This is a genomic window from Haloferax sp. Atlit-4N (assembly GCF_003383025.1).
Taxonomy (GTDB): domain Archaea; phylum Halobacteriota; class Halobacteria; order Halobacteriales; family Haloferacaceae; genus Haloferax; species Haloferax gibbonsii.
Genome location: NZ_PSYY01000001.1, coordinates 195,761 through 218,369, shown reverse-complemented (window position 1 = coordinate 218,369; position 22,609 = coordinate 195,761). Strand labels below are relative to the sequence as shown.

General features: G+C 67.1%; 30 protein-coding genes and 1 tRNA gene. 12 read left to right on the top strand and 19 right to left on the bottom strand.

Features of this window, described 5'->3' with window-relative positions:
• Positions 1-36: 36 nt before the first annotated feature.
• Both C5C07_RS01095 and C5C07_RS01090 read right to left on the bottom strand, forming a co-directional pair.
• Complete coding sequence (locus tag C5C07_RS01095) at positions 37-381, bottom strand: hypothetical protein (RefSeq protein ID WP_004973901.1); 345 nt, start codon at positions 379-381, stop codon at positions 37-39.
• An 8-nt stretch (positions 382-389) separates the two neighbouring features.
• Positions 390-1,379, bottom strand: coding sequence for a prohibitin family protein (locus C5C07_RS01090; protein ID WP_004973902.1), 990 nt, complete (start codon positions 1,377-1,379; stop codon positions 390-392).
• A gap of 193 nt (positions 1,380-1,572) precedes the next feature.
• On the opposite strand from C5C07_RS01090, the gene C5C07_RS01085 reads away from it, so the two are divergent.
• A complete protein-coding gene (locus tag C5C07_RS01085; protein ID WP_115804922.1) occupies positions 1,573-3,573 on the top strand; it encodes a DUF460 domain-containing protein in 2,001 nt (666 codons plus the stop codon).
• Between the two features lie 59 nt (positions 3,574-3,632).
• Here C5C07_RS01085 and C5C07_RS01080 read toward each other — a convergent pair whose 3' ends face one another.
• Together C5C07_RS01080 and C5C07_RS01075 are read right to left on the bottom strand one after the other, a co-directional pair.
• On the bottom strand, positions 3,633-3,821 hold the full coding sequence (locus C5C07_RS01080; protein WP_115804395.1) for a hypothetical protein: 189 nt from the start codon (positions 3,819-3,821) through the stop codon (positions 3,633-3,635).
• Positions 3,822-3,902: 81 nt separating this feature from the next.
• Positions 3,903-4,214 (bottom strand): hypothetical protein, encoded by a 312-nt coding sequence (locus C5C07_RS01075; protein ID WP_004973905.1) that lies wholly within the window; start codon positions 4,212-4,214, stop codon positions 3,903-3,905.
• Positions 4,215-4,376: 162 nt separating this feature from the next.
• Between C5C07_RS01075 and C5C07_RS01070 the strand changes: the two genes are divergently transcribed.
• The gene (locus tag C5C07_RS01070; protein WP_115804394.1) at positions 4,377-5,363 is read left to right on the top strand and encodes a tyrosine--tRNA ligase; all 987 of its coding nucleotides are present in this window, start codon (positions 4,377-4,379) and stop codon (positions 5,361-5,363) included.
• A 91-nt stretch (positions 5,364-5,454) separates the two neighbouring features.
• Complete coding sequence (locus C5C07_RS01065; RefSeq protein WP_115804393.1) at positions 5,455-6,282, top strand: alpha/beta hydrolase; 828 nt, start codon at positions 5,455-5,457, stop codon at positions 6,280-6,282.
• A 22-nt stretch (positions 6,283-6,304) separates the two neighbouring features.
• Here the strand turns inward: C5C07_RS01065 and C5C07_RS01060 are convergent, their stop codons facing one another.
• Complete coding sequence (locus tag C5C07_RS01060) at positions 6,305-6,484, bottom strand: hypothetical protein (protein WP_004973908.1); 180 nt, start codon at positions 6,482-6,484, stop codon at positions 6,305-6,307.
• A 105-nt stretch (positions 6,485-6,589) separates the two neighbouring features.
• On the opposite strand from C5C07_RS01060, the gene eif1A reads away from it, so the two are divergent.
• The 5 genes from eif1A to C5C07_RS01035 all read left to right on the top strand — a co-directional run bounded on the left by eif1A (position 6,590) and on the right by C5C07_RS01035 (position 11,102).
• Positions 6,590-6,880, top strand: a complete 291-nt coding sequence (eif1A, locus tag C5C07_RS01055) for a translation initiation factor eIF-1A (RefSeq protein WP_115804392.1) — start codon at positions 6,590-6,592, stop codon at positions 6,878-6,880.
• Between the two features lie 89 nt (positions 6,881-6,969).
• Positions 6,970-7,830, top strand: coding sequence for a serine/threonine-protein kinase Rio1 (rio1, locus tag C5C07_RS01050; RefSeq protein WP_004973909.1), 861 nt, complete (start codon positions 6,970-6,972; stop codon positions 7,828-7,830).
• Positions 7,831-7,923: 93 nt separating this feature from the next.
• Entirely contained in the window at positions 7,924-8,466 is a 543-nt protein-coding gene (locus tag C5C07_RS01045) for a KH domain-containing protein (RefSeq protein WP_004973911.1), read from the top strand.
• A 263-nt stretch (positions 8,467-8,729) separates the two neighbouring features.
• Positions 8,730-10,382, top strand: a complete 1,653-nt coding sequence (gene thsA / locus C5C07_RS01040) for a thermosome subunit alpha (RefSeq protein ID WP_004973912.1) — start codon at positions 8,730-8,732, stop codon at positions 10,380-10,382.
• 306 nt (positions 10,383-10,688) lie between these two features.
• The gene (locus C5C07_RS01035) at positions 10,689-11,102 is read left to right on the top strand and encodes an ABC transporter ATP-binding protein/permease (protein ID WP_004973914.1); all 414 of its coding nucleotides are present in this window, start codon (positions 10,689-10,691) and stop codon (positions 11,100-11,102) included.
• A 192-nt stretch (positions 11,103-11,294) separates the two neighbouring features.
• On the opposite strand, the gene C5C07_RS01030 is transcribed toward C5C07_RS01035, so the two are convergent.
• The 4 genes from C5C07_RS01030 to C5C07_RS01015 all read right to left on the bottom strand — a co-directional run bounded on the left by C5C07_RS01030 (position 11,295) and on the right by C5C07_RS01015 (position 12,620).
• On the bottom strand, positions 11,295-11,498 hold the full coding sequence (locus C5C07_RS01030) for a hypothetical protein (protein ID WP_004973915.1): 204 nt from the start codon (positions 11,496-11,498) through the stop codon (positions 11,295-11,297).
• A gap of 51 nt (positions 11,499-11,549) precedes the next feature.
• On the bottom strand, positions 11,550-11,825 hold the full coding sequence (locus C5C07_RS01025; protein ID WP_004973916.1) for a hypothetical protein: 276 nt from the start codon (positions 11,823-11,825) through the stop codon (positions 11,550-11,552).
• A 286-nt stretch (positions 11,826-12,111) separates the two neighbouring features.
• Positions 12,112-12,185 (bottom strand) — tRNA-Arg (locus C5C07_RS01020).
• Between the two features lie 57 nt (positions 12,186-12,242).
• The gene (locus tag C5C07_RS01015) at positions 12,243-12,620 is read right to left on the bottom strand and encodes a YccF domain-containing protein (RefSeq protein ID WP_004973917.1); all 378 of its coding nucleotides are present in this window, start codon (positions 12,618-12,620) and stop codon (positions 12,243-12,245) included.
• A gap of 137 nt (positions 12,621-12,757) precedes the next feature.
• Here C5C07_RS01015 and C5C07_RS01010 point away from each other — a divergent pair, with 137 nt between their 5' ends.
• Both C5C07_RS01010 and C5C07_RS01005 read left to right on the top strand, forming a co-directional pair.
• Positions 12,758-13,327: an AAA family ATPase gene (locus tag C5C07_RS01010; protein ID WP_115804391.1), complete on the top strand. Its 570-nt coding sequence runs from the start codon at positions 12,758-12,760 to the stop codon at positions 13,325-13,327.
• Between the two features lie 2 nt (positions 13,328-13,329).
• Positions 13,330-13,746 (top strand): RNA-binding domain-containing protein, encoded by a 417-nt coding sequence (locus C5C07_RS01005; RefSeq protein ID WP_004973919.1) that lies wholly within the window; start codon positions 13,330-13,332, stop codon positions 13,744-13,746.
• A 26-nt stretch (positions 13,747-13,772) separates the two neighbouring features.
• Here C5C07_RS01005 and C5C07_RS01000 read toward each other — a convergent pair whose 3' ends face one another.
• The 4 genes from C5C07_RS01000 to C5C07_RS00985 form a co-directional block, all read right to left on the bottom strand.
• A complete protein-coding gene (locus C5C07_RS01000; RefSeq protein ID WP_115804390.1) occupies positions 13,773-14,819 on the bottom strand; it encodes a nucleoside recognition protein in 1,047 nt (348 codons plus the stop codon).
• Positions 14,820-14,885: 66 nt separating this feature from the next.
• On the bottom strand, positions 14,886-15,446 hold the full coding sequence (locus tag C5C07_RS00995; RefSeq protein WP_004973921.1) for a magnesium transporter: 561 nt from the start codon (positions 15,444-15,446) through the stop codon (positions 14,886-14,888).
• A complete protein-coding gene (locus C5C07_RS00990; protein ID WP_004973922.1) occupies positions 15,447-16,028 on the bottom strand; it encodes a magnesium transporter in 582 nt (193 codons plus the stop codon). It abuts the gene before it with no gap.
• Positions 16,029-16,152: 124 nt separating this feature from the next.
• Positions 16,153-17,544, bottom strand: coding sequence for a signal recognition particle protein Srp54 (locus tag C5C07_RS00985; protein ID WP_004973923.1), 1,392 nt, complete (start codon positions 17,542-17,544; stop codon positions 16,153-16,155).
• 99 nt (positions 17,545-17,643) lie between these two features.
• On the opposite strand from C5C07_RS00985, the gene C5C07_RS00980 reads away from it, so the two are divergent.
• Both C5C07_RS00980 and C5C07_RS00975 read left to right on the top strand, forming a co-directional pair.
• Positions 17,644-18,660 (top strand): D-2-hydroxyacid dehydrogenase, encoded by a 1,017-nt coding sequence (locus C5C07_RS00980; RefSeq protein WP_115804389.1) that lies wholly within the window; start codon positions 17,644-17,646, stop codon positions 18,658-18,660.
• Positions 18,661-18,693: 33 nt separating this feature from the next.
• Positions 18,694-19,311: a LysE family translocator gene (locus C5C07_RS00975; protein ID WP_115804388.1), complete on the top strand. Its 618-nt coding sequence runs from the start codon at positions 18,694-18,696 to the stop codon at positions 19,309-19,311.
• Positions 19,312-19,332: 21 nt separating this feature from the next.
• On the opposite strand, the gene ftsY is transcribed toward C5C07_RS00975, so the two are convergent.
• The 6 genes from ftsY to C5C07_RS00945 all read right to left on the bottom strand — a co-directional run bounded on the left by ftsY (position 19,333) and on the right by C5C07_RS00945 (position 22,546).
• A complete protein-coding gene (ftsY, locus tag C5C07_RS00970; RefSeq protein ID WP_004973926.1) occupies positions 19,333-20,688 on the bottom strand; it encodes a signal recognition particle-docking protein FtsY in 1,356 nt (451 codons plus the stop codon).
• A gap of 26 nt (positions 20,689-20,714) precedes the next feature.
• On the bottom strand, positions 20,715-21,185 hold the full coding sequence (gene pfdA / locus C5C07_RS00965) for a prefoldin subunit alpha (protein WP_008091152.1): 471 nt from the start codon (positions 21,183-21,185) through the stop codon (positions 20,715-20,717).
• On the bottom strand, positions 21,185-21,361 hold the full coding sequence (gene rpl18a, locus C5C07_RS00960) for a 50S ribosomal protein L18Ae (protein WP_004973929.1): 177 nt from the start codon (positions 21,359-21,361) through the stop codon (positions 21,185-21,187). Before rpl18a ends, pfdA begins: the two co-directional genes overlap by 1 nt.
• Positions 21,362-21,442: 81 nt before the next feature.
• Positions 21,443-22,108, bottom strand: a complete 666-nt coding sequence (locus C5C07_RS00955) for a translation initiation factor IF-6 (protein WP_004973930.1) — start codon at positions 22,106-22,108, stop codon at positions 21,443-21,445.
• 3 nt (positions 22,109-22,111) lie between these two features.
• Positions 22,112-22,390 carry a 50S ribosomal protein L31e gene (locus C5C07_RS00950; protein WP_004973931.1) on the bottom strand — a complete coding sequence of 93 codons (279 nt, stop codon included), beginning with the start codon at positions 22,388-22,390 and terminating at the stop codon, positions 22,112-22,114.
• 3 nt (positions 22,391-22,393) lie between these two features.
• Entirely contained in the window at positions 22,394-22,546 is a 153-nt protein-coding gene (locus tag C5C07_RS00945; protein WP_004045214.1) for a 50S ribosomal protein L39e, read from the bottom strand.
• Between the last annotated feature and the right edge of the window lie 63 nt (positions 22,547-22,609).

The window sequence follows — 22,609 nt, the reverse complement described above, 5'->3', positions numbered from 1 at the left end:
CGCTGAGCGGGGAACAGAGTCGAAAAAGGGACCGATTCAGTCCCGGTGGGCGTCGCAGACCGGGTTCTCGCCGTCGTCGAGGAGGACGACGGGGACCCCGAGGACGACCCACTCGCGGACGTAGCGCCGGCGCGTCGTCGCGGGTGACCCGCACTCGACGCAGGCGACGTCCGCGGACTCGGCGGCCGACTCGATGATTCTCGTCCGCGGGCCGACGGCCGTCCGTGGATACGCCGGGCGCTTGGACAGGAGCGCGACGAGCGCCGCGGCGACCGCGAGAGCGACGACCGGCAGGACGAACCGGCCGGCACCGGAGCGCGCGAGCACGCCGACGATGACGAGCAACATGACCGCGACGGCCAGTTCACGGAGGAGACGCATCGACGGCGTCAGTTGCTCGTCTCGTTTTCGGAGCCGGACGAGGTCGACGACCTCGACGACGCCGAGGTATCACCCGACGACGAACCGGCGGACGAACCCGACGAGGACGACCCGTCGCTATCGAGCGACCGGACGAACTGCGGGTAGCCGCCGTCGCCGACCGGGATGTAGACGGTGTCCGTCTCGTCGAGTTTCTCGATGTACTTCTGGGCCAGCACCTCGTCGGACAGCGACTCCGCGAGGATGCGGTTGGCGTCGGCCTGTCCCTGCGCCTCGATGCGCTTGCGCTCGGCCTCCAACTCCTCGACGGCGAGTTCGTCCTGCTTCTGCTGGCGGCGCTGTTCGGTGATTTCCTTCTGTTCGACCGCCTGCGCGTACTCGGCGGGGAGTTCGACGTTGCGGACCTGCACCGCTTCGAGGATGAGGCCGTCGTCGGCGAACTCCTCTGCGAGTTCCCGCTCGGCGGCGGCCTTCAACTGGGTCTGGCCCTCGCCGGTGTAGATGACGGTGACGGGCAGTCGACCCGCTTCGGTCCGGAGCACCGACCGAATCGACGGGCGAATCAGGCGCTCTTCGGCGGTGGCGAGCGTCCGGTAGTTGCGGTAGAACTCGACCGCCTGGCCGGCGTCGATGCGGTAGCGGACGGTCACGTCGATGTCCGTCCGGAGGCCGTCCTCGGTCAGGACGGTGATGGCGTCGTCGCCGCGCCTGTCGCCTTCGCTCGTCGACGACGACATCGTGTACGACTGCGGTCGCACCGACAGCGACGAGGTCGACTGCGAGACGGGGTTGATGAAGTGCGCACCGGGTTCGAAGACGGTGCCGGTGGTCGCGCCCCACTTCTTGACGACCTTGACGTTCCCCTCCTCGACGGGTTCCCACGCGAGGAGCCCGGCAATGGGGGCGGCGATAAGGAGGAGGGCGACGACACCGATGAGGGCGATGCGCGTCAGCGACCGGGAGGTCACCGACGGCGGGTCGGGGATATCAGAACTCATCACTCTACTTTCAAATAGCCGAGACTTGTTTGTTTCGTGTCAATCGCGGGTCGCGGCGGCGATATCCGCGGCGTCACCGGCGTTGTCGGTGCCAGCGGCCTCGTCGGCCGAGTCGCGCAACCGCGACACCCGAGGCGAGTCGACGCTCGAAACCGGCGTGGAGTATATATCCGGCGCGACCCTAGTCGCCGTCGTGAACGACCGGACGAGTGCGCTCGACTCGGTCGTCTTCGGCGTCGACATCCAGAGCGGCGATATCCGCGGCGACTCGCCGTCGTACGCGCTGGTCGTGTTGGACACCCGAGACACCGAGTCAGACGAGGTCCGAATCGAACGAGACGTGGTCTCTTTCCGCAAGTTACGCCGCCTCATCGAGTGCGACGAACCGCGCGTCGTCGCCACGGACAACATGTACGAGTTGGCGACCGACAAGGACGATTTGGTCCGCTTCCTGCGGTGGCTCCCCCACGGGACGCAGTTGGTGCAAGTGACCGGCGCGGAGCGACCGGAACCGCTCTCGCGGGTCGCCTCGCGTCACGGCGTCCCCTACGGCAAAGACCCGATGAAGGAGGCCGAGGCCGCGGCCCGACTCGCCCTCGCCAACGTCGGCTACGAGGTCGCCGCCTTCGAGAACACGACGACCGTGAAGGTCTCTCGCGGCCGCTCGACCGGCAAGGGCGGGTGGAGTCAGGACCGCTACACGCGCCGCATCCACGGGTCGGTCAAACAGCAGTCCCGCGAGGTCGAGTCCTCGCTGAAGGAGGCCAATCTCGACTACGAGCGGGACGTGACCGAGAAGTACGGCGGCTACTCGCAGGCGCTTTTCACCGTCGAAGCGCGCCCCGAGGACATCCCCGTATCGACCCACCGCTCGGGCGACACCCGCGTCGAAATCGAGCGCGAGCGCCGCGACGGCATCGAGTTCGAACCGCTCGTGAAGCGCCGCGACCGCGTCATCGTCGGCATCGACCCCGGCACGACCACGGCCGTCGCCGTCGTCGGCCTCGACGGGCGCGTCCTCGACGTGCACTCGACGCGGACCGCAGACACCGCCGCCGTCATCGAGTGGCTCATCGAGCGCGGGCGACCCAGTCTCGTCGCCGCCGACGTGCAGCCGATGCCCGAGACGGTCGAGAAGTTCCGGCGGAGCTTCGACGCCGCCGGCTGGGCCCCCGCGAGCGACATCCCCGTCGACGAAAAGCTCCACCGGACCCGCGACATCGACTACGACAACGACCACGAGCGCGACGCCCTCGCGGCGGCGCTGTTCGCCTTCGACGCCCACGAAGACCAGTTCGAGCGCATCTCCCGGAAGGTGCCCGCCGACGTGGACCGCGAGGAGGTCATCGCCCGCGTCCTCGCCAGCGAGGAGTCGGTCGAGGCCGTTCTCCGCGAGATGGCCGACGACGGCGACGGGGGCGACCCCGACGACGCCGACGAGGAGGCTCACGAGGAGCCCGAACTCACGCCCGAAGAACGCGAGATTCGGGAGTTGCGGTCGCGGGTCGAGCGCCTCGAATCGCACGTCGAGGACCTGAAGTCGACCATCGAGGAGAAAGACGAGACCATCGAGGAGTACAAGCAGGAACTCTCCGACGCTCGCCGCGAGGAGCGCCGCGAGGCCCGCGAGCGCCGCGAAGTCACCCGACTGGAACGCGAGAACGGCCGGTTAGAGCGGAACGTCGAATCGCTCGAATCCGACAAGGCGGAACTCGCAGACAAGCTCGACCAACTGAAGTCGCTGTGGAAGCTCGACCACTCGAACTTCGCGGACGTGAACACCGACGGAAGCCTCGTGCCCGTCAAAATCGTCGAACAGTTCACCAACGGCGCGCTCGACCACACCGTCGAGGAGTACGGCATCGCCGCGGGCGACGTGGTCTACCTCCGCGACGCCAGCGGGGCCGGGCGGACGACCGCCGAGCGACTCGCCGAGTTCGACCCCAAGGTCGTCCTCCGGTCGGGCAATCTCTCGGAGGTCGCGGACGAGGTGCTGTTCGAGGCCGATATTCCGGTCGCGCCCGCCGACGGCGTGACGATTCAGGAGATAGACGAACTCGCCGTGGCGAAGGAGTCCGAGGTGGCCGCCGCCATCGAGGACTGGGAGGAACGCGCCGAGGAGCGACAGAAGGAACAGCGCGAGGAGATGGTGGACCAGATTATCTCCGAGCATCGCGCCGAGAACCGGCGGTGACCGACCGAAGGTTCGGCACTCGGACAGGTCGAGACTCGCTCACGGTTGCGCCCCTGCGGTCACGTTCTAACGACTGAGGCGGCTAACAAGAGACCGATAGCCAACGCAGCACCGCCCGAGACGAGGTGGATGACATTGTCGAGGTAGACGCCGGTCCCACTCGACGAGACGAGGTAGGTGAGGAGAGCGAGAAACAGCGAGATGACCATGAGCCATCGACGGATTGGGTTCGCGTCGGCGGAGGGCATACTGACGGGGTGCGTGGCTGTTCATAAATCGGTTCTGGCACCACTGAAGACGATGACGAGAGTCGCGGCCGCCGAGGGTCGTCACTCCACAGTCGCGTCGTGGCCGACGACGACGGCGACCACGAAGTACAGCGCCGCGCCGACGAGCGGCACGAAGAAGGCCAAGGCGGCCCAGAACGTCGCGTTTCGCCCCTTGAACGTCGCGTCCTTGTGGACCCGATAGGGGAGGTAGATGTGGAACGCGAGGAAGTAGACCGCGAAGCCGAGGATGTACGGGAGGAGGTCGCCGCCGCGGACCGACGCCCACATGGCCGCGAGCAGACCGAAGACGACGAGGATGAGCGCGGCGAAGATGATGACGGGCGCACGCGTCGTGTTTCCTGAGTCGGACATCACCCGGAGTTGGGACCGGTGCGTGTTGTCCGTTTCGCCCGCGCGCGGTGGGACACAAGCGTCTACAGATAGGCAAGGCGAGTGTCTCGGGGCATGACCCCGAGGCGGTTCACGATAATCCCTATCAGAAGTCATATGCCACGTCCCCGACACCGAACAGGTATGGACGCATACGACCTGATCACTCGGAACGCCTCCGAAGTGGTCACGGAGGACGAAGTGCGCGCGCTGGCCGACGACCCCGAGGGCAAGCGAGCGTACGTGGGCTACGAGCCCTCCGGCGTCCTCCACATCGGTCACATGCTCACCGCCAACAAGCTCATCGACCTCCAAGAGGCGGGCTTCGAGGTAGTCGTGCTTCTGGCCGACGTACACGCCTACCTCAACGGCAAGGGCACCTTCGAGGAGATTCGCGAGACGGCCGAGCGGATGAAAGCGCAGTTCATCGCCTACGGCCTCGACGAGAGTCAGACGGAGTTCGTCCTCGGCTCGGAGTACCAGCTCGACGAGAGCTACGTCCTCGACCTGCACGCGCTCGAACTGGAGACGACCCTCTCGCGCGCCGAGCGCGCCATGGCCGAAATCAAGAGCGGCGAGGGCGTCACCGTCGCGCAGGCGGTCTACCCCATCATGCAGGCGCTCGACATCGTCTACCTCGACGTGGACCTCGCCATCGGCGGGATGGAACAGCGCAAGGTCCACATGCTCGCCCGCGACACGCTCCCGAGCATCGGCGAGGAATCGCCGACCTGCATGCACACGCCGCTCATCGCGGACCTCGGGACGGGCATCGGCAAGATGTCCTCCTCCGAGGGCGTCACCATCTCGATGGAGGACACCACCGAGGACATCGAAGACAAGGTCAACGGCGCGTTCTGCCCGCCGACGGCCGACCCCGACCCGACCGACGAGGGCGACGAGCGCGAGAACCCCGTCCTCCAAATCTTCGAGTACCACGTCTTCCCGCGCTTCCAGCGGGTCGTCGTCGAGCGCCCCGAGCAGTACGGCGGGGACCTCGAATACGACGACTACGAGACGCTGGAGGCCGACCTCGAATCCGGCGAACTCCACCCCGCCGACGCGAAGGGCGCGCTCGCGAACTACCTCGACGAACTCATCGAACCGGGTCGCGCGAAGATAGCCGAGTAATCGCCGCGCCTCGCCGGAACTATACCCTTTTCGACGGTTCGTGACTCGCCGTCTCCCAAACCGATAGAAGCCGCCGACCCGACGGGTCGGTATGCCCCGCTCTTCCGACGTTCTCGTTCATCGAAACCGAACCGTCGCAGACCGCGAGGAGCGCACGCTGACCGCGGACGTGTACCGCCCCGGCGCGCCGGCGACCACGGAAACCGAAACAGCCGACTCACCCCGGCCGCTCGTCGTCTTCGTCTACGGCGGCGCGTGGGAGACCGGCTCGACCGGCCAGTTCGCCCGCTGGGCGCTCGACGCCGCCGACGAGGGGTTCGTCGCGGCCGAGGTGTCGTACCGACTGGGTCACGAAGCGCCGTTCCCCGCGCAAATCGAGGACGTGTGCGAGGGTATCGACTGGGTCGTCGACCGCGCCGACGAGTTCGGCATCGACTCCGAGGCCGTCGCCGTCGTCGGCCACTCCGCGGGGGCGCACCTCGCGTTGTTGGCGGCGCTTTCGGACGACGAGTTCGGGCGGCGGACCGGAATCGACGCCGCGGTCGGCGTCTCCGGCGTCTACGACCTGCGAGCCGACGACCACGAGCGCGCCGGGGAGTCGCTGCCGCTGTTCGATAGCCGGCCGTCGGCCGCCGAGTTGCGTCGGTGTTCGCCGATTACCCGCGTCGGCGGCGACGCTGACGCCAACTCGGAAAACGGCCCCGACGCCGACGCGCCGCCGACGCTGTTGCTCCACGGGAGCGATGACTCGGTCGTCGCGCCGGGCCAGAGCGCCCGGTTGGCGGACGCCCTCGACGCGGCCGGAAACGAAGTCGAGTACGACGCCGTCGGCGCGGCCGACCACGTCTTCTTGCACTCGTCGTACCACTATCCTGCGGTCCGAAATCGGGTGTTCTCGTTCCTCCGCGAGCGCCTGTAAGACGGCGCGGTACCGGCGGTTCTCAGGCCATACCGAACATCTTCATGACGCCCTCGGCGAGGCCGCTGGCGACGAGGCCGAGGCCGGCGACGACGAACGCGAGCCCCGCCGCGACGACGGGAGCCTGATAGGCGACGATACCGATACCCAAGAGCAAGGAGACGACGCCGGCGATACCCTTCGTGCCGAGTTTGTCGAGCATACCACGACGGCGTTTCGGGACCGCCCTAAACGCGTCGTTCCGTCCGACGCTTCCTACCGGCCGAACGTCGGCGGATTTAACCATGACCACGTCGAACGCTCGCGCATGAGCGACGACGAGAACGAGAGCCGCCGAGACCTTCGAATGCCGAACGACGACGAAGTGTTCGCCGTCGTGACGAACATGCTCGGGGCCAATCGTATTCGCGTCCGCTGTGCCGACGGCGTCGAGCGGACCGCTCGCATTCCCGGACGGATGCAGAAGCGAATCTGGATTCGAGAGGACGACGTGGTGCTCATCGAACCGTGGGACTGGCAGGACGAGAAGGCCGACGTGAGCTGGCGCTACGAGAAGTCCGAAGCCGACCAACTCCGCCGCGAAGGCCACATCCAGTAACGCGTTCGAGACAGCGCCGACTGTTCGCCGAGCGACACCGAAGCCGGAGCCTGTGCCCTTTTCATCTCGCCTCTCGTAGCCCTAGTCCAATGACTGACGAGTTCGGCATGGTCGAACCCCAGGAGGGCGAGGCGTTCGGCGACGAGTGGGAGGAGATAGACGTCTCCGACGACGAGGCGGACCGCATCGCGCGCCGCAAGGACCGCGACTTCGACGAGTTCCGGATGCGGTTGAAGGACGCCGACCAGTTCAAAGTCGAGCAGTCGGTGTTCGACGACGCGACCTTCGCCGCCATCTACAAACTCGTCCAAGACGGGTACATCGACGCGTTCGGCGGGCCGATTTCGACCGGGAAGGAGGCCAACGTCTTCGAGGCGCTCGGCGGCGACGACTCGGACGTGGCGGTCAAGATATACCGCATCAACGCCTCCGACTTCCGGCACATGCGCGACTACCTCGAAGGCGACCCGCGCTTCGAGAACATCGGCCACGACAAGGGGCAGGTCGTCCGCGCGTGGGTCAGAAAGGAGTTCGCCAACCTCGAACGCGCCCAGCGCGCCGGCGTCCGGGTGCCGAAGCCCATCGCGGTCCAGCGGAACGTCCTCGTCATGGAACTCGTCGGCGTCGTCGACGACCGGGCGCGGCGGCTCTCGGAGGTTCGCGTCGAGAACCCCCAGACCGCCTACGAGGTCGTCCGCGAGTACATGCGCCGACTCCACCGCGCCGGCCTCGTCCACGGCGACCTCTCGGAGTACAACCTCATCATCCACGAGGGCGAACTCGTCGTCATCGACCTCGGGCAGGCCGTCACGGTCCACCACCCCAACGCCGAGGAGTTCCTCCGGCGGGACTGCCGCAACGTGGCCAACTTCTTCCGCCGACAGGGTGCCGACGCCGACGGCGACTCGCTGTTCGAGTTCGTCACGGCCGACGAGAGCGAAGACGAGTAGAAACGTAGACCCGCCACGAGGCGGGTGTGAGACCCACACACGCGGCGACCCGCCGAGCGAACGCTTAAACCACTCCGACGGGTATCGGGAGATATGCAGCACGTCAAGGTGCCGCAGGACCGTATCGGTGTTCTCATCGGCGAAGGTGGCTCGACGCTCCGAGAGATAGAGAGTCGCGCGGAAGTCCGACTCGACGTTGACTCGGAGAACGGCAGCGTCGCCATCGACAGCGTCGGCGACCCCGTACTCGGCATGGTCGCCCCCGACGTGGTTCGAGCGGTCGGCCGCGGCTTCGCCCCGGAGGACGCGATGGCGCTCCTCGACGACGACATGATGATGTTCGAACTCATCGAGATAGACCGGCACACCCGAAACAAAAACGACATGCGGCGGCAGAAGGGCCGCCTCATCGGCGAGAACGGCCGCACCCGCGAACTCATGGAAGAGCTGACCGGCGCGGACGTGGTCATCTACGGCTCGACGCTCGGCATCATCGGCCAACCCGAGGAGGTCGAAGTCGTCCGCCGGGCCGTCGAGATGATTCTCGACGGCGCGCCCCACGGCGCGGTGTACTCCTTCCTCGAACGGAAGCACAACGACCTGACCCAGGGCTTCAACGTCCGGCAGAACAACTGAGACGCCACCGCCGACGAGTCCACCGCCGACGAGTCCACCGCCGACACGGCACTCGCCCGCATCGTCTTTTCACCGCACTCGCTCCGAGAGTGGCGAGACCGCCCGCCGAGAACCACGGATAAACCCGCGTAATCGACCGCCGTCACCGGGTCTCGACCACCCCACCGTGTTGCGTTTTGGCATACCAATAAACGAAGCTTTTTTATAGAATCACAAACAATCAGGCGATGACTATGAGCCAGCGAATGCAGCAGGGTCAGCCCATGATCATTCTGGGCGAAGACTCGCAGCGCACATCCGGTCAGGATGCGCAGTCGATGAACATCACGGCCGGGAAGGCCGTCGCAGAGGCCGTACGCACCACGCTCGGCCCCAAAGGGATGGACAAGATGCTCGTCGACTCCGGCGGGCAGGTCGTCGTCACGAACGACGGCGTCACCATCCTCAAGGAGATGGACATCGACCACCCCGCGGCCAACATGATCGTCGAAGTCTCCGAGACCCAGGAGGACGAGGTCGGAGACGGCACGACGACGGCCGTCATCATCGCCGGCGAACTCCTCGACCAGGCCGAGGAACTCCTCGAATCGGACGTCCACGCGACGACCATCGCACAGGGTTACCGCCAGGCCGCCGAGAAGGCCAAGGAAGTCCTCGAGGACAACGCCATCGAGGTCACCGAGGACGACCGCGAGACCCTCACGAAGATCGCCGCGACGGCGATGACCGGTAAGGGCGCGGAGTCCGCGAAGGACCTGCTCTCCGAACTCGTCGTCGACGCCGTGCTGGCCGTCAAGGACGACGACGGCATCGACACGAACAACGTCTCCATCGAGAAGGTCGTCGGCGGCACCATCGACAACTCCGAACTCGTCGAGGGCGTCATCGTCGACAAGGAGCGCGTCGACGAGAACATGCCCTACGCCGTCGAGGACGCGAACATCGCCATCCTCGACGACGCGCTGGAAGTCCGCGAGACCGAAATCGACGCGGAAGTCAACGTCACTGACCCCGACCAGCTTCAGCAGTTCCTCGACCAGGAAGAAAAGCAGCTGAAAGAGATGGTCGACCAGCTCGTCGAGGTCGGCGCCGACGCCGTCTTCGTCGGTGACGGCATCGACGACATGGCGCAGCACTACCTCGCGAAGGAGGGCATCCTCGCGGTCCGCCGCACGAAGTCCTCCGACCTCAAGCGTCTCGCCCGCGCGACGGGCGGCCGCGTCGTCAGCAGCCTCGACGACATCGAGGCCGACGACCTCGGCTTCGCCGGCTCCGTCGGACAGAAGGACGTCGGCGGCGACGAGCGCATCTTCGTCGAGGACGTCGAGGACGCGAAGTCCGTCACGCTCATCCTCCGCGGCGGCACGGAACACGTCGTCGACGAGCTCGAGCGCGCCATCGAGGACTCCCTCGGCGTCGTCCGCACGACGCTCGAAGACGGCAAGGTCCTCCCCGGCGGCGGCGCTCCCGAGACGGAGCTCTCCCTGCAGCTCCGCGAGTTCGCCGACTCCGTCGGCGGCCGCGAGCAGCTCGCCGTCGAGGCGTTCGCTGAAGCGCTGGACATCATCCCGCGCACCCTCGCCGAGAACGCCGGTCTCGACCCCATCGACTCCCTCGTCGACCTGCGCTCGCGCCACGACGGCGGCGAGTTCGCAGCCGGCCTCGACGCCTACACGGGCGAGGTCATCGACATGGAAGAAGAGGGCGTCGTGGAGCCCCTCCGCGTCAAGACCCAGGCTATCGAGTCCGCGACCGAAGCCGCCGTCATGATTCTCCGCATCGACGACGTCATCGCCGCTGGCGACCTCTCCGGTGGCCAGACGGGCGGCGACGACGACGAGGGCGGCGCGCCCGGCGGTATGGGCGGCGGTATGGGTGGCATGGGCGGTATGGGCGGCATGGGCGGCGCAATGTGAGCGCCCCAGTAGGCCACCACACACCCACCCCCTGACCTCGCATCGACTCGAATCGTCGGCCGAATTCATCCCGTTTTTTGCGGATTCACGCCCGTTAGCGTCTGCTTTGTCCGCTCGCGCGTCGGTTGGGACGCCGTTAATCGAGCGCCCGCATCGCATCGTCATCCGACACCACGAAACGGACGGTGTATCGGCAACTGATTCGTTGCGGAAGTTGACAAATCTCTATAAAACGTCCGGTGCGGTTCGTGAACCGTCGGTGTTCGTCTCTATACTTATCTCCCGTGGCAGCATCTGTCAGGATGTATGTCCCCTCCCGAGCCCTCGGCGGACGCCGCCGCCTCGGACGCGACCACGCCCGCGAGTCGACCGCCGTTTCTGGCCGTCGTCGCGCCCCGCATCTCCGAGGCGACGGCGCTCGCGACGACGCTCCTGCCCGGTGTCGGCCTCGTAGTCCGCGCGCCCCGTAGTGCCTCCCCGTCGAACCTCCGCGCTACCCTCGCCGCGATGCGGCGGGCCGACGCCCCGCTCGTCGTGGCGACAGACAGCGCGGCCGCCGTCCGCGACGCCGACCGCGTCCACGTCGCCGACGGCGGCGTCGTCGTGGAGTCTGGCGCGCCGGACGACCTCCTCGCGGTCCCCGGCGTCTACGCCCGGCGCTACGGTACCGAACTCGGCGCGAACTTCGCCGGGCCGGGAAAAGACGTCGACGACGAGTGACCGTCGGGCCGACGCTCGTTCCTCCGGTTCGCCCCAACGTTCACCACCGTTCCCGTGGTAGCGGTACGTATGGGAGACAGGGCGTGTTACCGCGAGTTCTGTCCGGACTGCGACGCGCCGGTGACTATCGTCGACGACGAGTGTCCCGAGTGCGGGCGGGAACTGGCGCTCGTCTGAGAGACGGCGGCGGCGTCACTCGGACACTCGCGCGTCGATGTGGTGGACCGCGTGCGGAGAGAGATACCGGCCGCCCGGGACCTCGACCCAGCCGTTGACGAGCACGCGAACCGGCCCCTCGTGCAGCACGGACTCCATCTCGGCGTCGCCGTAGACGACCGCGTCGTCTATCGTCTGTTCGAACCGACCTCCGAACGGGGAGTCGGACGCGAAAACCATACAAGAGACAACTCGCCGTCACGTATTGAGAATAACGGCGAATCCCGGCGTTCACGACGATTCGGAAGCGTCTGCACCCGCGCGACGAGCGAGGAAATCGACTAGCGCCGACACCACGAGCAGGGCCGCGACGAGTTGGAGGCCGCGGGAGACGTCCAGTCCGAGCGACGCCGCGATGCCGAATCTGTCGATGACGTAGAGCGTCGCGGCGACGAGTCCCAGACTACCGAACAGGGGTCTCGCGAATCGGCCGCCGAGGCTCGTCGCGAAATTGTAGGCGGCGACGCCGAAGACGACCGCCGCGGCGACGATGCCGAGAACGTCCATGGGAAGTGTATCGTACCTCCCGACCAAGAAAGTGTTGTCTTTCTAACTCGACTGGCTAACGACTACCCGGGAGCAGGCTCCGATAGTCGTCGAGAACAGAGACAGTTTAGGGCTGGAGAAGGCGAGACCGCCGACGCTGTCGCTCGGCGGTCTGTCACAACAAAAAGAGCGCGACGGAGCAGACAGCAAAAGAGCGCGACGACCAACCAAAAGAGCGCGACGGGATTGAGCAAACGCGAAGCGTTTGCGATGTCCGTCGCGCGAGCGAGGAGCCGAAGGCGACGAGCGAGCGCGACGGGATTCGAACCCGCGACCATCGGATTAGAAGTCCGACGCTCTGTCCGACTGAGCTACGCGCCCTCGATGCCCACAAACCGGCCCTGCAAGAAAAACGAATCGGGTTCTACCCGTCCCGACCTACCCGTCGAACCGGTACAGCGACGTGACCGCAGGGAGCCGGTTGAGCATCCAGATGCCGACCGGGAGGCCGATGATGGTGAGCGTGAACAGCACCGCCACGTTCGCCCAGACCCAACTCAGCCACCAGCCGACGAAGACGAAGTAGACGGCTCGAACGACGACCGACCGCTGGCCGCGGCCCGAGTCGGGGTCGAGTCGTGTTTTCGGCTCTTTCAACGACAGCACCGTCGGCACGAGGTTGATGAGCGCGACGCCGAGCGGGATACCGATGACGGTCGCGTTCAGGAACCACGCGACGTTGACGACGGCGGGCGTCGCCCACCAGCCGACGAAGACGAACCAGATGGCGCGGACGACGAACGAGCGCTGAGACATACGCGTAGTACGCGGGCCGAGGCGAAAAGCGACGGGGTGGCGGAGTCCGCCGGGCCGGCGACGAGAGAGCGGCGAAACCCGCCACCCGGAGCGACGTGAAGGGAGGCTTTAACAGCGCCAACGCGGTAACACCGGCTATGAGAGTCATCGGGACGGTCGGCCTGCCGGGAAGCGGCAAGGGCGAACTCGCCGAGGTGGCCCACGAAGCGGGCGTGCCCGTGGTGACGATGGGCGACGTCATCCGCGAGGAGTGTCGCCGCCGCGGGCTCGACCCCGCGACGGACCACGGGAAGATAGCGACCGCGCTCCGCGAGGAAGAGGGCGACGACGCCATCGCCGCGCGGTCCCTGCCGATGGTCGAAGAGCACCTCGAATCGAACGACGCGGTGCTCGTCGACGGGCTCCGGTCGGGCGTCGAACTCGACCGCTTCCGGGAGGCGTTCGGCGACGAGTTCGTCCTCGTGAGCGTCGAAGCGCCGTTCGAGACGCGCGCCGCGCGCCTGCTCGACCGCGACCGCGACGACAGCGACACCGACGTGGAGGCGCTGAAACAGCGCGAGCGCCGCGAACTCGACTTCGGCATGGGCGACGCGATGGACCGCGCCGACGTGGTCATTCAGAACACCGGCACGCTGGCGGAATACCGCGAGACCATCGCGAAACTGTTCGAAGAGGGGCCCGAGGCGGTCGCGGAGGCCGACGCGTGAGCATGATTTACAGCGTCGACGTTCGCATCGAGGTGCCCGTCCGCGACACCGAGGTCACCGACCGCGTCGGCGACGCCGTCGAGAACATCTTCCCCGGCGTCGAACTCGAACACGAACCCGGAACGCTCGTCGGAGAGACCCACGAACTGGAGCGCTTCTCGGAGCGCCTCCACGAGCAGGCCATCCTCGACACCGCCCGCCGCGAGTTCGCGAAGCGCCGCGACGACGATGGCTTTTCGTTCGCGCTGAAAAAGCAGGCCGCGTTCAAGGGCGTCGTCAACTTCTCCGTCGGCAACCCCGACGAACTCGGCGACATCGAGGTCCACGTGACCGTCCGCGACCCCTCCGTCGACGAGGTCATCGACTACATCGCGCCGCCGACCGAAGACGGGCGACCGGTCGACCCGAACGACCGCTGAGTCGCAGACGACGTCTTCTCGGCCGCTCAGGCGACCAGCAGCGCCACCGCGACGGCGATGAAGACGATTTTCAGCCCCGTGTTGACGGCGATGACCTTCGACCCGAACTCGGGGCCCCAGATGCCGTACTGGAAGGGAATCGACCGCTTGAACGTCGAGACGGCGAAGGAGATGATGCCGCCGATGAGCATCGTCGCCACGGCCTGCTTCGGCGTGAACGTCTCGCCGATGGCCGGCGCGATGGTCGCCGCGCCTGTCGTCGTGTCGAACGCGAAGGCGACGACGACGGGAACCGCCGCGCCCGGCAGGCCGACGAGGTTCGTCAGCGGGCTGGCGAGCGCCGCGAACGATTCGAGGTCGGTCGTCCGCAGGAGGAGCGTGACGGCCACGTAGACGACCGCGAGTCGCGGGACGATGCGCCGCAGTTTCTTCCACGTGCTCCGAGCGGCGTCTTCGAGCATCTCTCGGAGGGAGTCGTCGGTGTCGTCCGCGTCTGCGGCGTCCGCGTCGACTGAGTCGGTCGTCTCGCCGTCCGAAGTGGCCGCCGCGTCAACCGCGTCGACCGCGCCGCCCGAGCCATCGGTCTCGGCGACGGCGACCGGAGTCGTGTTGCGGTCAGAAAGGAGCACCGCGCCGGCGACGACGCCGGTCGCGGTGATGGCGAGCGCGATGGCCGCCCGCGCGCCGACGTACATGAAGCCGACCTCGCGGCCGAGGATGGGGATGAGCACCGGCCAGTAGAAGGTGAAGATGTGCTGGACGAACCCGAAGAACGTGTTGATGGTGACGGCGACGAGGGTCGCCCGGTCGTCGAGGACGCCCGACTCGCGGAACTCCGCGAGCATGCCGTAGCCCGCCGTCGTCGAGGCGGCGGTGGTGACGATGGCCGTCCCGACCTCGTCCGGGAGGTTCGCGGGGCTCGTCAGATACCGCGAGAGCCCGGCGATGCGCTCGACGAGGCCGAAGGCGACGACGAGGTTCGCGGCGAAGACGCCCACGGCGATGTAGGCGGCGATGCGCGCGACTCGCGGGAGCACCTCAAACAGCACCGGGAGGACGGCCGACGACTGCACGAGCGAGGGTCGGTTCCGAGCGAACTAATCGGCGTCGGTCGGCGGGAGGCGGTTCGAGCGTCGGGGTCAGACGAGCACCTGCGCCACCCCGAACAGGACGACGACGCCCAGCACGTCGCAGACGTTGGTGACGACGGGGATGACCACGTCGTCGGGGTCGAGGCCGAACCGGTAGGCGACGTAGGTCGCCGAGAACGTCACCAGAACCGCGAGGACCGCGAGCGAAATCCCGCTCGACAGGGCGACGATGACGACCGTCCGCAGGGCCAGCGACGTGTCGCCGGAGACGAGGAACGTGGCGACCCACGCGCCCGCGCCGATGACGGGGAAGACCGTCACCGCGAGGGCGAGCGTGGCGACGGCGTTCCCCGCGAGTTCGTCGTCGCGGGGCGAAAACGAGAGCGTCCCGAGGTGGAACGACGTGGAGAGTCGCGCCGCGAGAACGCTCCCGAGGTTGCCCGCGGTCCCGATGGTGACGGGGACGAGCACGAGAAGCGACGGGTATCGGAGTAGCTGCGCCTCGAAGCTCCCGAGGACGAGACCGCTGCCGAGTTCGACGAGCGTGAGCACGAGGAGCACCGGGAGCATCGCCCGCGTGATGGCGCGAACGGTCCACTCCGTCGGCACTCAGAACACCCCCGCGACGGCGAGGACGGTTCTGACGGCGATGAGCAAAAAGAGGATGCCGAACACGTCGCCGGTGGTCGTCACGACCGGGCCGACGATGGTGTCGGGGTTGCGCCCGCGGCGATAACCCGCGAAGACGACGCTGACGACGACGACGGTCAGGACGATGCCGGAGAGCAACCCGGCGACGATGGCGACGCCGACGAGAATCGGGAGGGGCGCGACCCGACTGCCGAGAAACGTGAGGAGGAAGTACGCCACGACGGCGGCGAACGTGCTCGTGAGCACGCCGTTGGCGAGCGCGGCCGTCGCGGCCGCCCGGAGGCGCTCGTCGCCGCCGGTGACGCGGGGTTCGATGAGCCCCTGGTGGAGCGCGGTGGCGATGCGAGCGCCGAGCGAGCCGTAGACGTTCCCGCGGGTCGCCAAGAGCGCGGGGACGAGCACGAGAAGCCCCGGCACGGCCCGGAGTTCGGCCCGCATCCCGCCGAGGACGACACCGGCGATGAGGCCGCCGACGAGGCTGGCCGCGAGCGCGGGCAAGGCTTCCTTGTAGGCCTCGACCGCCACGTCTCGCACGGTCATTGTGGGGTGCGACGGCCCCGAGCGTTAAAAGTCGGCGGTATCCCGGCGAGCCGCGAGAACTGCGGGCTGTGGCGTCGTGGAAGTAGAAGCGCAGAAAACGAGAAACAGAACGGGAACTGCGAAGTTAGAACGGACCCATGCCGCCGAGGCCGCCCATGCCGCCGCCGCCGTCCTGATTCTGGAGCTTCTTCATCATGCGCTGCATGTCGCCGTCGCCCATGTTCTGGAACTGCTTGATGGTCTGTTCCATCATGCGGTGCTGTTCGAGGAGCTCCTGAATCGTCTCCTCGTCCTGTCCCGACCCCTGCGCGATGCGCTTGACGCGGGAGGCACCGACCTTACGCGGGTTCTCCAGTTCCTCTTCGGTCATCGAGTCCATGACGACCTCGAACGCGCGCATCCGGTCTTTCGTCACGTCCATCGCGTCGTCCGGTAGCTGGTCTTTGATGCCGCCGCCGAAGCCCGGAATCATGTCGAGCACCTGGTCGAGCGGCCCCATCTTGTTCATCGCCTCCATCTGCTTTTGCATGTCCTTGAGGGTGAAGTTCCCCTTCATCATCTCCTCGGGGTCCCAGTCCTCGTCTTCGGCCTGGGTCTCGGACATGGCGCGTTCGACGCGCTCGGAGAGCTGTTTCAGGTCGCCCATGCCGAGCAGGCGGGAGATGAAGCCGTTCGGCTCGAAGCGCTCGATGTCCTGAACCGTCTCGCCCATGCCGAGGAAGGCGATAGACGAGTCGGTCTCGTTGACGGCGGTCAGCGCGCCGCCGCCCTTCGCCGTCCCGTCGAGCTTGGTGATGACGACGCCGCCGATGCCGATGGACTCGTCGAACTGCTGGGCCTGTTCTTTCGCGCCCTGCCCGATTGCCGCGTCGAGGACGAGCAGGTTCAGGTCGGGCTGGACGACGCCCTCTATCTCCTCGATTTCGGCGATGAGGTCGTCTTCGAGCGCGTGGCGACCGGCCGTGTCGACGATGTGCACGTCGGCGTCCTCGGTCGCTTCGAGACCGTCGCGGGCGATTTGGACCGGGTCGTCGCAGTCGGGGTCGCCGTAGAAGTCGACCTCGGCGCGCTCGCACATCTGCTTGGCCTGGTCGTACGCGCCGGGGCGGAAGGTGTCGGTCTGGATGACCGCGGGGCGAAGCCCCTTCTTCGAGAACCACCACGCCATCTTGGCTGAGGTGGTCGTCTTCCCCGACCCCTGGAGACCGGCGAGCATGATGGTCTGCGATTCGAGCGGAATCTCCGTCGATTCGCCGATGAGGCCGACGAGCTCCTCGTAGACGATTTTCAGGACGTGGTCGCGCGCGCTCGTGCCGCCCGGCGGCTCTTCTTCCAGCGCGCGGGTCTTGATAGAGTCCGAGAGGTCCATGACGAGGCTGACGTCGACGTCGGCGGAGAGCAAGGAGCGCTGTATCTCCTTGACGATCTCCTGAACGTCGTCCTCGTCGAGGCGGGACTTCCCTCGCAGTTTATCGAGACTGCCGCGGAGGGAACTCCCGAGATTGTCGAGTACCATTGTCCCTTCCTACGCCGTCGCGTCGGTAAAGGCTTTATCCGTCGCGTTGAGCGCGAGCGGGCCGAAGACCTTTCGCGCGAGGCACCGACAACGCACTCGATGACCACGATTCTCGTCCTCGACCGCCCCACGCACGGAATCCCGGCGTCGGAGTACGCCGCGGCCCTCCGCGAGCGCCTGCCCGACGCGACCGTCCGCCATCCGAAGACGACCGCGGAGACGCTCGACGCCGCGCGCGACGCGACCGTTATCACCAGCACGTCGCTCCCCGACGACGTGCTCGCCGCCGCCGACGAACTCCGACTGTTCGCCGGCGCGGCCGCCGGCTACGACCACCTCCCGCTGGAGACACTCCGCGAGCGCGGCGTCCTCGTCACCAACGCCTCCGGCGTCCACGGCCCCAACATCGCCGAACACGTCCTCGGCTCCCTGCTCATGATTACCCGCCGACTCGACGAGGGGCTCCGCCGCCAGCGACGCCGCGAGTGGCGACACTTCCAGTCGTATGGCGAGTTGCACGGCTCGACGGCCACCGTGGTCGGCCTCGGTGCCATCGGACAGGCGGTCGTCGAGCGACTCGACGCGTTCGGCGTCGAGACCGTCGGCGTCCGCTACACGCCGGAGAAGGGCGGCCCGGCCGACGAGGTACTCGGGTTCGACGACCTCGAATCGGCGCTCGTCCGCACCGACTTCCTCGTGGTCGCGTGCCCGCTGACCGACGAGACGCGCGACCTCATCGACCGACGGGCGCTGAGCGCGCTCCCCGAACACGCCGTCCTCGTCAACGTCGCGCGCGGCGGTATCGTCGACACCGACGCCCTCGTCTCGCACCTCCGAAGCAACCGGCTCCGCGCCGCCGCCCTCGACGTGACCGACCCGGAGCCGTTGCCCGAAGACCACCCGCTTTGGAGCTTCGAGAACGTCTACATCACCCCGCACGTCTCCGGCCACACGCCGCACTACTGGACGCGGGTCGCCGACATCCTCGCCGAGAACGTCGAGCGACTGGCGTCGGCGTCGGAAGGCGAAACGCCAACGCTCCGCAATCAGGTGCTTCCGAGTCCGGAATCGGGCCCCGGACCGGACTCGCCGTCGAACCCCGACGCGAACCCCTGAGCTACTTCCCGCGACGAATCGTAGGCCCGGGCGATGACGACGCTCGCGTTCGGCCTCGACGCCGCGACCTATCTCGCCTTCTGCGGCGCGGCGGTCGCGCTCATCCTCGCGCCCGGGCCCGACACGATGTACGTCCTCGCTCGCGGCCTCGACGGGCGCGGGCCGGGCGTCCGGTCGGCGTTCGGCATCGCCACGGGCGTCCTCTTTCACACGCTCCTCGCGACGGTCGGCGCGGCGGCGCTCTTTCGAACCGTCCCCGAGGCCGCCGCGGCGCTCAAGTACGTCGGCGCGGCGTACCTCGTGTACCTCGGCGTCACCGCCCTGCGGAACGGCGAGTTCGACCCCTCGGTCGAGACCGACGCCGGGGCGAGCTTTCGGCGGGGCGTCCTCGTCAACGCGCTCAATCCGAAAGTCGCGCTGTTCTTCCTCGCGTTCCTCCCCGGCTTCGCCGGACGCGGCGCGGGAACCGGGATACGGATGGCGAGTCTGGGCGCGACCTACGCCGTCCTCACGGCGCTGTACCTCTCGGTCGTCGCGCTCGGCGCGAACCGACTCGGGTCGAGGCTCGCGGAGACGCGGGTCGCGAGCGCGCTGAACTACGTCGGCGCGGGGACGATGCTGCTGCTCGGGGTCGTCCTCGTACTGGAGTGACGGAAAAGAACGACGGACCGATTACTCGTCTTCGCCGAGCAGGCGCTCGACCATCCGTTCGGGGTCGAACTTCTCGATGTGGTCGTAGCCCTGTCCCACACCGAGGAACAGGATGGGCTTGCCCGTCACGTACGCGATGGAGATGGCCGCGCCGCCGTTGGAGTCGGCGTCGGCCTTCGTCAGAATCGCGCCGTCGATGGCGGCCGCGTCGTTGAACTGCCGGGCGCGTTCGACCGCGTCCTGCCCGGCGACGGCCTCGTCCACGAAGAGGGTGAGGTCGGGGCCGACGACGCGGTCTATCTTCTCCAACTGCGCCATCAGGTCGTTCGAGGTGTGGAGCCGACCCGCCGTGTCGCCGAGGACGATGTCGATGTCGTGAGCCTCGGCGTACTCGACGCCGTCGTAGATGACCGCCGCCGGGTCGCCGCCCTGCTCGTGGGCGATGAGCTTCTTGCCGAGCGCCTCCGCGTGCTCGCGGATTTGCTCGTTCGCGCCGGCGCGGTAGGTGTCGCCGTTGGCGAGCACCGTCGAGTAGCCCTGCTTTTCGAAGTAGCGGGCGAGTTTGGCGATGGTCGTCGTCTTCCCGACGCCGTTGATGCCGGTGAAGATGAGCGTGACCGGCTTGTCCGCCTCGGCGATGCGCTGGTCGAAGTCGAACTGCCCGACGCTGATGACCTCGTAGAGCGCGTCGTGGAGCGCCTCGGAGACGAGTTGCCCCGTGCTCTGGACCTGCTTTCGCGTCTCGCCGATGAGCTTCTCGCGGATAGTTTCGAGAATCTCCTCTGCGACCTGCATCTCGACGTCGCTCTGGAGGAGCGCCATCTCGAGTTCCCAGAGGGGGTCTTCGAGGTCTTCTTCCTCGATGACGACCTTCCCCGTGGCGAACGCGGCGGCGCGTCGGAGCCGACCCGGACCGGACGACCCGTCTTCGTCTTCCTCCGCCAGCGCGGCTTTCGCGGCGTCGGAGGCGAGCGACTCGCGCGGCTCGGCCTCGTCGGGCGCGGGTTCGTCCACGTCGGCCGCAGGTTCGTCGACCATCTGCTCGTCGGCCGCCGCCGTCGCCGGTTCGGGCTCGGGTTCTCCCTCCGCGGTCGCCGCGGCCTGTTCGGGCGCGGAGTCCGCGTCGGTCACCGACTCGGCGTCCGCGGGAGCGTCGTCGACCGCGTCGGCTTCGGAATCGACGTCCGCGTCGCCGACGGAGTCGGTGTCAGCGGGTTCGGACGCCTCGGGTTCGACCGCCGCGTCTGCTGGTGCTGATTCCGCTTCCGCGTCGGCCTCGGTCTCGGCCTCGTCGGCCGCCGCTTCGGCCTTCTCTTCGGCGGTCTCTTCAACGTCGTTACGGAAGCGGTTGAGTTTCTTCTTCAGTCCGTCGAACATCTGAATAGTAGGAGGTGGGGGTTACCTTACTCGTCGTCGCCGTCGCCGCCCTCGCCCTGCATCTGCTGCATCTGCTGCATCTGCTGTTGCTGCATCTGCTGTTGGGCCTGCATCGCCTGCTCTTCGATCTCGTCGCTCTCCTCTTCGAGCTCTTCGATCTGGCCGCGGATGCTCGCGATTTCCTCGTCGAGCGCGTCCTGCTTGCGTCGCAGGGTCTCGATGGCCGTGCCCTGTTCCTGTTCGGCGGCGTAGCTCGCGCCGAGGGAGACGACGATTTCGTCGATGTCCTGGACTTCGGCGCGGAGATACGCGTCGCCGCCGAGGGGGACCTGCACCGTCGAACCCGTCTCGAGCGTCTCGATGGCCTCGACGGCCTCGTCGATCTCGTCCTTCTCGTCGTTCAGGTCCGAGACCTCGCCTTCGAGGGATTCGATTTCCTCGTCGAGGGCCTGCAGTTCCTGGGAGAGCTGCTGAAGTTGCTGCTGACCGCCACCCATCATGCCGCGGACACCTCGTTGAGTTCGACCTTCGTACGCTTGATTCCGTGCTCGCTCCCGATGAGCGAAAAGGCGCGTTCCTGTGCGACGTTCTCGTTCGGTGCTTCCACAGTCTTCGTGAACTCGTGGACGACGCCACGGCTCGTGAAGCTGCCCGCGATAATGAACTGGCTCATGCACGTCGGTCGGGTGGCGAGCGGGAAAGGTCTTCCTACTCGGAGCGAAACTGAAGCGAGAAACGGGGGGACGCGAGGCCCTCAGTCGATGTAGTCGAGGGCGTCTTCGATGCGACCCAGTTCGGGGCCGGTCGTGTCCTCGCCGACGATGTAGCCTTCCTCGTTGGCGACGAGACCGGAGCCGACGAGCGGTCCACCGTAGTTTATCGTCCCGATGTCGGCGCGAACGTCGAGGAGCGCTTCGAGCGCTTCGAGTTCGGGTTCGCGCGACTTCGGGTGGCAGAGGACGCCGCGGTTGTTGGCGACGGCCGCCATGCCGACGGTTCGAACGTCCGCGAGGTCGCCGCGTTCGACGGGGACCTCCAGGGCCTCCTCGACGGCCGAGACGGCCTCGTCGGAGAGGTCCGCGTGGACGTACGCGCCGTAGTCGTTCGCGAGAACGACGTTGCCGGCGGCGTTGATACGACCGGGAAGCTCGTAGACCGGGAGGTCCACGGCGTCGGTGAGGGCCTCCTTCTCGCGGGACGTCGCGCGGCTCGACACGAGAAGTCCGTTCTCGTTACCCGTCGCTAACGCACCGACCGTGCCCGACCCGCCGACGGTCGTCTTGACCAGCGGCACGTCGAGTTCTTCGGCCATCTGCTCGGCGAGCGAGTCGTCGGCGTCCGGGCGGACCAACAGCGCGTCGTCGGTCGCGCGAGCGAAGACGCCGATGTAGGACGAACCGGCGAAGGAGGCGCGAAGCACCGTTTACTCGGCCGGTTCGGCTTCGACGACTGACTCGCCGTCCTCGTCGAAACGCGCGGCGCGGACGCGGAACTTGCTCGGCGGGCTCTGCCGACCGTGCGCCCAGATGTCCTCGTTGATCTGCGTGTCGAGACGCACGTTCTCGGCGTCGACCTTGAAGTGCTTCGCGAGGTGCTCGCGGATGAGCGTCATCGAGCGGCCCGCGCGTTCGTGTGCCGGGACCGCCTTCACGTCTCGGAGCGGGACGGTGACGACGCGCTCCTCGAAGTCGTTTGCGCTCATTGCTTACTCGTCCGTGTTGCTTCGCCGCCAGTTGCGACGCTTGGGGTTTCGCGTGACTTCCATGTCCGTCTTGAGCATGACCCACGCGGGGACGCGACTGTTCTGGCGTTCGAGCTTCGCCAGACGCTTCTTCTTAGACTTCGACTTCTTACCCATAGTGGGCTACACTTTCCATCCTCCGCATAAAATCTTGTTCCTTCGCGTTTCAGGCGTGTGAGG